At 72.6% G+C, this 10,649-nt stretch carries 9 protein-coding genes; 6 read left to right on the top strand and 3 right to left on the bottom strand.

Annotation, left to right across the window (positions count from 1 at the left end; all coding sequences use genetic code 11):
- Positions 1-22: 22 nt before the first annotated feature.
- The 4 genes from OG259_RS16065 (at position 23) to OG259_RS16050 (ending at position 4,250) form a co-directional block, all read left to right on the top strand.
- Positions 23-997, top strand: a complete 975-nt coding sequence (locus tag OG259_RS16065) for a substrate-binding domain-containing protein (protein ID WP_266895859.1) — start codon at positions 23-25, stop codon at positions 995-997.
- Positions 998-1,223: 226 nt separating this feature from the next.
- On the top strand, positions 1,224-2,504 hold the full coding sequence (locus tag OG259_RS16060) for a hypothetical protein (RefSeq protein ID WP_328942902.1): 1,281 nt from the start codon (positions 1,224-1,226) through the stop codon (positions 2,502-2,504).
- Entirely contained in the window at positions 2,501-3,376 is an 876-nt protein-coding gene (locus OG259_RS16055) for a sortase (RefSeq protein ID WP_328942901.1), read from the top strand. Before OG259_RS16060 ends, OG259_RS16055 begins: the two co-directional genes overlap by 4 nt.
- Positions 3,377-3,443: 67 nt before the next feature.
- A complete protein-coding gene (locus OG259_RS16050; RefSeq protein WP_328947098.1) occupies positions 3,444-4,250 on the top strand; it encodes a phosphate ABC transporter ATP-binding protein in 807 nt (268 codons plus the stop codon).
- A gap of 128 nt (positions 4,251-4,378) precedes the next feature.
- Here the strand turns inward: OG259_RS16050 and OG259_RS16045 are convergent, their stop codons facing one another.
- The 3 genes from OG259_RS16045 to OG259_RS16035 all read right to left on the bottom strand — a co-directional run bounded on the left by OG259_RS16045 (position 4,379) and on the right by OG259_RS16035 (position 7,799).
- Positions 4,379-6,046 carry a phospho-sugar mutase gene (locus OG259_RS16045; RefSeq protein WP_328942900.1) on the bottom strand — a complete coding sequence of 556 codons (1,668 nt, stop codon included), beginning with the start codon at positions 6,044-6,046 and terminating at the stop codon, positions 4,379-4,381.
- 267 nt (positions 6,047-6,313) lie between these two features.
- A complete protein-coding gene (locus tag OG259_RS16040) occupies positions 6,314-7,117 on the bottom strand; it encodes a purine-nucleoside phosphorylase (RefSeq protein WP_266895866.1) in 804 nt (267 codons plus the stop codon).
- Between the two features lie 244 nt (positions 7,118-7,361).
- Entirely contained in the window at positions 7,362-7,799 is a 438-nt protein-coding gene (locus tag OG259_RS16035; RefSeq protein ID WP_017239758.1) for a gamma-glutamylcyclotransferase, read from the bottom strand.
- Between the two features lie 227 nt (positions 7,800-8,026).
- Between OG259_RS16035 and OG259_RS16030 the strand changes: the two genes are divergently transcribed.
- Both OG259_RS16030 and OG259_RS16025 read left to right on the top strand, forming a co-directional pair.
- Positions 8,027-9,466 (top strand): NAD(P)H-quinone dehydrogenase, encoded by a 1,440-nt coding sequence (locus OG259_RS16030; RefSeq protein ID WP_266895874.1) that lies wholly within the window; start codon positions 8,027-8,029, stop codon positions 9,464-9,466.
- 249 nt (positions 9,467-9,715) lie between these two features.
- Positions 9,716-10,642 (top strand): DeoR/GlpR family DNA-binding transcription regulator, encoded by a 927-nt coding sequence (locus tag OG259_RS16025; protein ID WP_443052129.1) that lies wholly within the window; start codon positions 9,716-9,718, stop codon positions 10,640-10,642.
- Positions 10,643-10,649 lie beyond the last annotated feature (7 nt).

The following is a 10,649-nucleotide window of genomic DNA, read 5'->3' as shown; positions in this document are numbered from 1 at the left end:
GTTTCCACGGAGGAGATCAGAAGTGAACGTCAAGTCCCGCGCTCGTATCGGTGCCGCCCTCGGTGTGGCCGCCCTCGGTCTCGGTGTCGCCCTCGCCCCCGCCGCGCAGGCCGACCCCAACCCGATCACCCAGTACCGCACCCTCGCCGGCACCGGCTCGGACACGACCCAGGACGTCATGAACGGCCTCGGCAACGTCGTCGTCAACGCCATCGGTCAGAAGATCATCGCGTCCTGGGACGCCACCGGCACGGCCACCATCAAGACCAAGTCGGCCGGCTGTGTGATCAACCGCCCGAACGGCTCCTCCGCCGGCATCGACGCGCTGCGCAACGCCGTGGACACCAACTCCGGCTGCCTCGACTTCGCCCGCTCCTCGCGCGGCCCGGCCGACACCAGCACCACGGACCTCACCTGGATCCCCTTCGCCAAGGACGCGGTGTCCTGGGTGAAGCGCTCCGACAGCACGCTGCCCTCCGACCTGACGGCGACGCAGCTCAAGGACATCTACGAGTGCAACCTCACGGCCCTCAACGGCGTGGCGCTCACCCCGATCCTGCCGCAGGCCAACTCCGGCACGCGTCAGTTCTTCCTCTCCTCCATCGGCGTGACCGCCCCGGGCTCCTGCGTCCAGCAGGGCGTCCAGGAGAACGACGGCACCGTCCTCGACACCGCCGGTGACATCGCCCCGTACTCCGTCGCCCAGTACACGGCGCAGGAGAAGGGCGTCGTCGCGAACCGCCGCGGCGCGGCCGTCCTCGGCTCCGTCGGCACCGTCGCGCCCCGCAACGCCGACAAGACCCTGAACACGGCGTTCCCCTTCCTGCGTGACGTCTACAACGTGGTCCCGACCCCGAAGCTGACCAACGCCACGATCTCCTCCACGTTCGTCGGCTCGACCTCCAAGGTCTGCGCCGCCACCACGACCATCACCAACTACGGCTTCGGCGCCCTCGGCACCGCCTGCGGCGCCACCACCGTCAAGGGCGAGCGCTGATCACCACCGCTTCCTGACCGCACACCGGCCGGGCACCTTCGGGTGCCCGGCCCCCCGGCGTATCCGTGGTGCATCCGCTCCCCGTATCGCTTCCCGACCGCCCGACCGCCCGACCGCCCGACTGACTGCCCGCCCGATTGCCCGACCTCCGGGCGGGCACACCACGCCGCCCGATCCCGCCACCACCGGCCCACCCGCTCCCGCATCCGACTCCTGGGGGACCCGCATGAACCGCCCCGCACCACTCAGATCACCCGTCGCCCTCCTGACGGCACTCGCCCTCCTCTGCGGCGCCCTCGCCGCCGCCCTGGCCCTGGCCGTCCCCGCCAAGGCCGCCACCGTCCACGGGAGTTTCACGCTCCAGGGCGGTTCGGGCTCCGTCACCGCCCGGCCCTTCGCCACCGGGGTCACCACCACCGCCGCCTGCCCGGCACCGGCCGACCCCGCCAAGCCCTACCTCAAGGCCCGGCTCGGAGTGGTCGAACCCGTCCTCGGCACCTTCCACGCGATAGCCGGCACCGTCCCCGGGGACCCCCTGAGCGCGGGGCCCTTCACCCGGCCCGTCGACGTCGAGGCCACTCACACCTCGCTCCAGGAGGGCCTCCGGAACTTCATCCCCGAAGGGCCCCTGGACGGCCGCTACGAGCTTCGCCTCTACTGCCGGACCGGCATCGGAGCCGAGTCGGAGGACTACTTCTCCACGATGATCCAGGTCACCGGTGACACCTGGGCCCCGATCGCGCAGAAGGCGACCCTGCTGGAGGTCGTCTCCGACCCCGCCGTCGCCGTCGTCGGCGCACCGGCCGAGATCATCGCGACCTTCCAGCCCAAGGAGGCCGCCGGATCGGTGAGCTTCCAGAAGTTCGTGAACGACGAACTCGTCGACATCGGCACCGTCGACGTCGTCGGAGGGAAGGCCCAGGTCACCGTCACGGAGTCCGCCGTCAACAACGACGGCCTGCCGGTGGTCGTCACGTTCACCCCCACCGACCCCGAGGCCTACACCCCCGCCTCGTTCGTCTATTCGCTGTACGTGGCCGAACCCACCCCCACCCCCACCGGCACCACCCCGACCCCCACCGGCACCACCCCCACCCCGACGGGCACCGGCACCGGCACGCCGACCCCGACGGACGACCCCACCGACACGCCCACGCCGACGGACACCCCCAGCGACACGCCGAGCGACACCCCGGGTCCGACCGGCACCGACACGCCGTCGCCGACCGCGACCGGCGACTCCGGCACCTCGGGCGGCAGCTCCGGCGGCGACTCGGGCACCTCGGGCGGCTCCGGCGGCAGCGATGCGCAGGGCGGTTCCGGCGACTCCGGCGGAAGCGGCACCAGCGGCGGCTCCGGAGGCACCGGCACCGACGGCGGCAACGGCAGCCTCGCCGCCACCGGTTCCACCGCCGCCTCCGCCGCGCTCGGCTCCCTCGCACTCTGCCTCCTCGGCGCGGCGGCCGTGATCCAGACCCGCCGCCGCAAGGCGGGCGCCCGCCCGTGACCACCGCACCGCCCCCCACCGCCCCCCGCGCCGGGCTCGCCCTGGCCGGGGCGGCGCTGTCCGTCCTCGCCGCGCTGCTCATCGGCTTCGCCGCCAACCTCACCGTCGTCGGACACCTCCAGCACGCCCGCGAGCAGTCCACCGCCTACGACGAACTGCGCGAGCAACTCGCCCTCGGCACCGCCCCGGTGGGGCAGCTCACCTACGACGGCAAGCCGCTCGAACCCGGCGCCCCCGTCGCCCTGCTCCGCATCCCCGCGCTCGGACTCCGCGAGGTCGTCGCCGAGGGCACCACCTCCGAGGTCCTCATGTCCGGGCCCGGGCACCGCCGGGACACCGCCCTGCCCGGCCAGGCCGGGGCCAGCGTGATCATGGGCCGCAAGTGGGGCTACGGCAGCCCCTTCAACGACGTGCACCGCCTCCCGAACGGCGCCCGCGTCGAGGTGGCGACCGGTCAGGGCGAGGCGGTGTACGAGGTGACGGGCGTCCGGCACCCCGGTGACCCCAACCCCGCGGCCCTCGCCTCCGGCGAGGGACGGCTCACCCTGATGACCGCGAGCGGTGGCGCGTACACCCCCGAGGACATCGTCCGCATCGACGCCAGGCTCCTCGGCGCAGCCCGGCCCAGCCCGCCCCGGCCGCTGCGCCCCGGCTGGATCACGGCCGCCGAGAAGCCCCTCGCGGGCGACCCCGACGCCTGGCCCGGGATCTTCCTCGGCGCCCAGGCGCTGCTCCTCGCCGCCCTGCTCACCGTCCTCGCCCGCCGCCGCTGGGGAAACCGCCAGACCTGGGTCACCGCCGTCCCGGTCCTCCTCGCCCTCGGCGTCCTCGTCTCCGGCGAACTGACCCGGCTCCTCCCCAACCTCCTCTGACCGCTGTGGAGTTCACACCGTGACCGATCTCGCCGACACCGTCACCCTGCCGCCCGTCCCGCCGCTCGTGCCGGTCGGCGGCACGGCGGCCCCGTCCCGTGCCGCCGACCTCGAAGCCGACTCCGTCTCCGCCTGGTTCGGCGACCGCAAGGTCCTCGACCGGGTCTCGCTCGCCATGCCCGCCCGTGAGGTCACCGCCCTCATCGGCCCCTCCGGCTGCGGCAAGTCGACCTTCCTGCGCATCCTCAACCGGATGCACGAACTCACCGGCACCGCCTCGCTCGCCGGCCGGGTCCTCCTCGACGGCGCCGACATCTACGACCGGGGCCGCCGCATCACCCACGCCCGCCGCGAGATCGGCATGGTCTTCCAGAAGCCCAACCCGTTCCCCGCGATGTCCCTGTACGAGAACGTCCTCGCCGGCCTGAAGCTCGGCGGCATCCGGGCCGGCAAGGAGGCCAAGGACGACCTCGTCGAGGAGTGCCTGACCCGGGCCGGCCTCTGGAACGAGGTCAGGGACCGGCTGCGGCAGCCCGGCGGGGCGCTCTCCGGCGGCCAGCAGCAGCGCCTCTGCATCGCCCGCTCGCTCGCCGTCCGCCCCCGGGTCCTGCTCATGGACGAACCCTGCTCGGCGCTCGACCCGACCTCCACTCGGCGCGTCGAGGAGACCATCGCCGAGCTGAAGTCGGAGGTCACCGTCGTCATCGTCACCCACAACATGCAGCAGGCGGCCCGCGTCTCCGACTCCTGCGCCTTCTTCCTCGCCGAACAGGGCACCCCCGGAGTGATCGTCGAGCAGGGGCCCACGGAGACGGTGTTCAACTCCCCGACCGATCCGCGCACCTCCGACTACGTCAACGGCCGCTTCGGCTGAGACCGATCTCCGGCGTGCGCCCCCGGCGTGCGGGAGCCGAGAGACGTCATGTGCCGTGCGGGTTTCACCCGGACGGCCGAAGGGCCGGTACGGAGTCCCCGTACCGGCCCTTCGTGGCTGTGCGAGGGTCAGAGACCCGCCGCCGCCGACAGGTCCCGCTTGATCGCCACCAGCACCTCGTCGGCCGTCGCCCGCGCCGGGGCGAGGTCGACCGCCGCGGCGACCGGCACCACGACCTCTAGGTAGCACTTGAGCTTCGGCTCGGTGCCGCTCGGGCGGACGATCACCCGGGCCTTGTAGTCGCCCTCCAGGTGGTACCGCAGCCCGTCCGTCGGGGGCAGCGACTCCGTGCCCTTCGTCAGGTCCTCCGCCGACACGACCGTCAGACCGGCGAGCGAGACCGGCGGCCGCTCGCGCAGCGCCGTCATGGCGTTCGCGATGATGCTCAGGTCCTCGACCCGCACCGACAGCTGGTCCGTGGCGTGCAGCCCGTGCGCGACCGCCAGGTCGTCGAGCAGGTCGGTCAGCGTCCGGCCCTGCTCCTTGAGCACCGACGCGAGCTCGGTCACGAGCAGCGCCGCCGTGATGCCGTCCTTGTCGCGGACGCCCTCCGGGTCGACGCAATAGCCGAGCGCCTCCTCGTAGCCGTACCGCAGGCCCTCGACGCGGGCGATCCACTTGAAGCCGGTCAGCGTCTCCTCGTAGCCGACGCCCGCGGCCTCCGCGATCCGGCCGAGCAGCGAGGACGACACGATCGACTCGGCGAACACGCCCGTCGCGCCCTTGTGCACCAGGTGCGCGGCGAGCAGCGCGCCCACCTCGTCGCCGCGGAGCATCCGCCAGCCGCCGACGACGGTCGCGTCGGGCACGGCCACGGCGCAGCGGTCGGCGTCCGGGTCGTTGGCGATGATCAGGTCGGGGTCCACGGCCCGGGCCGCCTCGAAGGCGAGGTCCATGGCACCCGGCTCCTCCGGGTTCGGGAACGCGACCGTCGGGAACGCCGGGTCCGGCTCGGCCTGCGCGGCGACGAGCGCGGGCGGCGGGAAGCCGGCCCGGGCGAAGGCCGCCGTCAGGACGTCCTTGCCGACGCCGTGCATGGCCGTGTAGACGGTCCGCGCGGTGCGGGGGGACCCAGGGGTCAGGACGGCGTCCGTACGCTCCAGATAGGCGCCCAGGACCTCGTCACCGAGGGTCTCCCAGCCGGCCTCCGGACGCGGCACGTCGTGCAGCGAGCGGATCGCGTCGATCTCGGCGGCGATCTCCGCGTCGGCGGGCGGCACGATCTGCGAGCCGTCGCCCAGGTAGACCTTGTAGCCGTTGTCGCGCGGCGGGTTGTGGCTCGCGGTGACCTCGACACCCGCGACGGCGCCCAGATGCCTTATGGCGTACGCGAGGACGGGCGTCGGCAGCGGGCGGGGGAGGAGCGCGGCGCGCAGGCCCGCGCCGGTCATCACGGCTGCGGTGTCGCGCGCGAAGTCGGCCGACTTGTAGCGGGCGTCGTAGCCGATGACGACGAGCCCGGCCCCTCCTTCGCTCCCGGAGGGCTCCTGCGCCTTGAGGTACGCGGCGAGGCCGGCGGCGGCGCGGATGACGACCGAACGGTTCATCCGCATGGGCCCGGCGCCCAGCTCACCGCGGAGCCCGGCGGTGCCGAACTGCAGCGTGCCGGCGAATCGGGCGGCGATCTCGTCGCTCGCGCCGCGGTCGAGGAGCGCGGCGAGCTCCTCCCGGGTCTCACTGTCGGGGTCCTCGGCGAGCCATGCCTGGGCCCGGGCGATGAGGTCGTCCTGCGTCACGGTGTGCCTTTCGGGGTGTCGGCGGGGGTGGGTGCGGGTGGGTGGTCTGCCGCTGCGCGGAGCCTTCCCCCACCCCGCCCCTTCCCGAAACGGGGCGGGCCCCCAGCCCCCCGTACGGCCTTCGGCCGTGCCCTCGAACGCCGGGCGGGGCTGAACTCTCAGCCCCGCCCGAGGTCCCCCACGCCCGCAAGGGCGTAGGGGGAGTTCGAGGCGCGGGGGTCCGGGGGCGGAGCCCCGGTCACGGGAAGGGGCGGGGTGGGGAGGAACTCAGATCCGGTCCAGGACGCGCGTCAGGAGCTCACCCATCCGCGCCGCCGAGTCCCGCCCCGCCTGCAGCACCTCTTCGTGGTTCAGCGGCTCGCCCGAGAGCCCCGCCGCCAGGTTGGTGACCAGGGAGATGCCGAGGACCTCGGCACCCGCCTCGCGCGCGGCGATGGCTTCCAGGACGGTGGACATGCCGACGAGGTCGCCGCCGAGCACGCGGACCATGTTGATCTCGGCCGGGGTCTCGTAGTGCGGCCCGGGGAACTGCACGTAGACGCCCTCTTCGAGGGTCTCGTCGACCTCCTTGCACAGCGCGCGCAGCCGCGGCGAGTACAGGTCGGTGAGGTCCACGAAGTTCGCGCCGACGATCGGGGAGGCCGCCGTCAGGTTGAGGTGGTCGCTGATGAGGACCGGCTGGCCCGGGCGCATGCCCTCGCGCAGGCCGCCGCAGCCGTTGGTCAGGATGATCGTCTTGCAGCCGGCGGCGACGGCGGTGCGGACGCCGTGGGCGACGGAGGCGACACCGCGGCCCTCGTAGAAGTGGGTGCGGCCGAGGAAGACGAGGGCGCGCTTCTCACCGATCTTGTACGAGCGGATCTTGCCGCCGTGGCCCTCGACGGCGGGCGGCGGGAAGCCGGGCAGGTCGGTCACCGGGAACTCGGCCTCGGGAGCGCCGAGCGCGTCGACGGCGGGCGCCCAGCCCGAGCCCATGACCAGGGCGACGTCGTGGTTCTCGACGCCGGTCAGCTCGCGAAGACGTGCGGCAGCGGCCTCGGCGGCCTCGTACGGGGTGGCAGTTGCGTTCACTGACTCTCTCGCCTCGGGGAGGGGGGTCCGAGGTTGGCCCCGGACGGATTTGATACGCGCAGAAGCGTATCCGGAGTTTGCCTACGCGCGTAGATGACGATGCCGACGGACATGCGATCGTTGTCTTGTCGTTTCCGACGAATGGAGCACGCTCACCCTCGTCCCCGCGCGTCGGCAGTTCGTACACCTTCCGGCGGACACCGGTCGGCGGGCGCTCTTCGGGCGGCACCGCCGGCGGGGCGGCTCAGCAGGGGCGCTTGCGCAACTCCATCACGTAGTCGTGCGGCGCGCCCGCGGACTCGGCCGCGTCGGCCACCTCGCCCAGGTACCGCGCGGACGGCAGGCCGCCCTCGTACGCGTTGAGGACGTACACCCAGGCCGGCTCCTCGCCGTCCAGGGTGTGCACCCGGACCCGCATCCGGCGGTAGATGTCGAGGCCGACGCCCTCCCAGCGGTCCATGGAGTCCTCGTCCATCGGCGCGATGTCGTAGAGCGCCACGAAGACCTGGGAGCGGGGGGCCTCCACGATGGTGGCCAGCGCTCCCTCCCAGCCCATCTGCTCGCCGCCGAAGGTCAGCCGCCAGCCGTTCAGCCAGCCGGTGCCGCGCAGCGGGGAGTGCGGTGCGCGGCGGCTCATCAGCCGCGCGTCGAGGTTGCCGGCGAAAGCGGCGTAGAGCGACATGGGACCGAGGGTACGGGAGGGGGCGGGGTGTCCGCCGAACTCCGAGGTGAGGGCCCCGGGGGAGCCCTGCCCGGGGGCGGCCGTCCCTTCGGAGGCCCCGGCGTGAGGCCGCGCCGGGCGTGCGGGAGAATGGGGTACGCACTTGAAGCGTGCGGGACAATGGCGTACGCACTGCATCCCAGCGGGGGGACCCCCCGGCAGAACGAGAGCGCGAGGCGTAGATCCCAGTGACCCGGATCGTGATCATCGGCGGCGGACCCGGCGGATACGAGGCGGCCCTGGTGGGCGCCCAACTCGGCGCGGAGGTGACCGTCGTCGACTGCGACGGCCTCGGCGGCGCGTCCGTCCTGACCGACTGCGTTCCCTCCAAGACCCTGATCGCCACCGCCGAGGTGATGACCACCTTCGACTCCTCGTACGAGGAGCTGGGCATCATCGTCGCGGACGACACCCCGCACGTGGAGCAGGCGGCCCGTGTGGTGGGCGTGGACCTCGGCAAGGTCAACCGACGGGTGAAGCGCCTGGCGCTCGCCCAGTCGCACGACATCACCGCCTCCGTCACCAGGGCGGGCGCCCGCGTGCTGCGCGGCCGCGGCCGGCTCTCCGGCCGGCAGGCGATGGACGGCTCGCGCCAGGTGATCGTCACGGCCGCCGACGGCACGGAGGAGACGCTGACCGCGGACGCCGTGCTCATCGCGACCGGCGGCCACCCGCGCGAGGTGCCGGACGCCAAGCCGGACGGCGAGCGCATCCTGAACTGGACGCAGGTCTACGACCTGAAGGAGCTCCCCGAGGAGCTCATCGTGGTCGGTTCCGGTGTGACGGGTGCCGAGTTCGCCGGTGCCTACCAGGCGCTCGGCTCCCGGGTCACCCTGGTCTCCTCCCGTGACCGCGTGCTGCCGGGCGAGGACCCGGACGCCGCCGCCGTCCTGGAGGACGTCTTCCGCCGCCGCGGCATGAACGTCATGGCCCGCTCCCGCGCCGAGTCCGCCAAGCGGGTCGGCGACCGGGTCGAGGTCACCCTCGCGGACGGCCGGGTCATCTCCGGTACGCACTGTCTGATGGCGGTCGGCGCGATCCCGAATTCGGCCGGAATGGGTCTGGAGGAGGCGGGGGTCAAACTGAAGGACTCCGGTCACATCTGGACCGACAAGGTCTCCCGTACGACCGCCCCCGGCGTGTACGCGGCGGGTGACGTGACCGGTGTCTTCGCGCTCGCCTCCGTGGCCGCGATGCAGGGCCGTATCGCGATGTACCACTTCCTCGGCGACGCGGTGGCCCCGCTCAACCTGAAGACGGTCTCGTCGAACGTCTTCACCGACCCCGAGATCGCCACCGTCGGCTACACGCAGGCAGATGTGGACGCGGGCAAGATCGACGCCAAGGTCGTCAAGCTGCCGCTGCTGCGCAACCCGCGCGCGAAGATGCAGGGCATCCGGGACGGCTTCGTCAAGATCTTCTGCCGTCCGGGCACCGGCATCGTGGTCGGCGGCTGTGTCGTCGCGCCGAAGGCGAGCGAACTGATCCATCCGATCTCGATCGCGGTCGACAACAATCTGACGGTCGAACAGATCGCAAATGCTTTCACCGTGTACCCCTCCCTTTCGGGTTCGATCGCGGAAGTGGCACGGCAGTTGCACACCCGGAAGTCCGCGGGCGAGGCGTGACAGCCCGCCGGATCGACGTCCGGCGCACGGCTCCCGCCTGCGGGAACGGTTCGCCGACTCGGACAACCCCCGGCAAGGCAGGGCATAGCCCTGGCGCATGACGAATCAACGGCGGGGCCTCCCATACCACTTGGAGGCCCCGTCTGTGTGCATCTTCTGTAATTCGGCGCATAGTGCTGAAAAGTATCGGCCGGTCACGTTACTGTCAGTTTCGTGTTCGCTGCAGAACGTCGCCAGTTGATCCTCGAAATGGTGCGAGCCAATGGGGCCGTGTCGCTCCGCGAGCTCGCCCGCGTCGTCCAGACCTCTGAAGTGACCGTACGGAGAGACGTACGGGCCCTTGAGGCAGAAGGACTCCTCGACCGCCGGCACGGCGGTGCGGTGTTGCCGGGCGGATTCACGCGAGAATCCGGCTTCCCGCAGAAATCCCATCTCGCGACCGCGGAGAAGACGGCCATCGCCGACGTCGCCGCGAGCCTCGTCGAAGAAGGCGAGGCCATCGTCGTCGGCGCCGGGACGACCACGCAGGAGCTGGCACGCCGGCTCGCCCGCGTGCCCGGTCTGACCGTGGTCACCAACTCGCTCCTGGTCGCCCAGGCCCTCGCCCACGCCAACCGGGTCGAGGTCGTCATGACCGGGGGAACCCTCCGTGGCTCCAACTACGCCCTGGTGGGCAGCGGGGCCGAGCAGTCGCTCCAGGGCCTCCGGGTCTCCCGCGCCTTCCTCTCCGGAAGCGGACTCACCGCCGAGCGCGGCCTGTCCACGTCCAACATGCTCTCCGCGAGCGTGGACCGGGCACTCGTCCAGGCGGCGGCCGAGGTCGTGGTCCTCGCCGACCACACCAAGCTCGGCTCCGACACCATGTTCCAGACGGTGCCCACGGACGTCATCACCCGCCTGGTGACCGACGAACCGCCCGCCCACGACGACCGGGCCGCCACCGAGCTCCAGGCCCTCGCCGACCAGGGCGTGCACATCGCCGTCGCCGGTACGGGCGCCGCCGCCGGCCCCACCGGCGGTGACCAGGTCCCCCCGGGCGCCCGGCCCCGCCGTGACATGCCGCTCCCGGTGCAGCGCGGCCGGATGGCGGCCGGTCAGTTCCGGGGACCGGGCGGAGGGATGGCCGCCGAGACACTGGAGCGCACGGCGCGGGTCGCCGACATGCGGCGCCGCTGAGCCCGCG

Source organism: Streptomyces sp. NBC_00250, from assembly GCF_036192275.1.
Lineage (GTDB): Bacteria > Actinomycetota > Actinomycetes > Streptomycetales > Streptomycetaceae > Streptomyces.
The sequence above is the reverse complement of the archived record's forward strand: the minus strand, read 5'-3'. Positions and strand labels throughout refer to the sequence as shown.

Coding starts and splice junctions, on each gene's coding strand:
- OG259_RS16060 (WP_328942902.1), top strand. CDS start 1,224: ATGAACCGCCCCGCACCACTCAGATCACCCGTCGCCCTCCTGACGGCA.
- OG259_RS16035 (WP_017239758.1), bottom strand. CDS start 7,799: ATGTCGCTCTACGCCGCTTTCGCCGGCAACCTCGACGCGCGGCTGATG.
- OG259_RS16025 (WP_443052129.1), top strand. CDS start 9,716: ATGGTGCGAGCCAATGGGGCCGTGTCGCTCCGCGAGCTCGCCCGCGTC.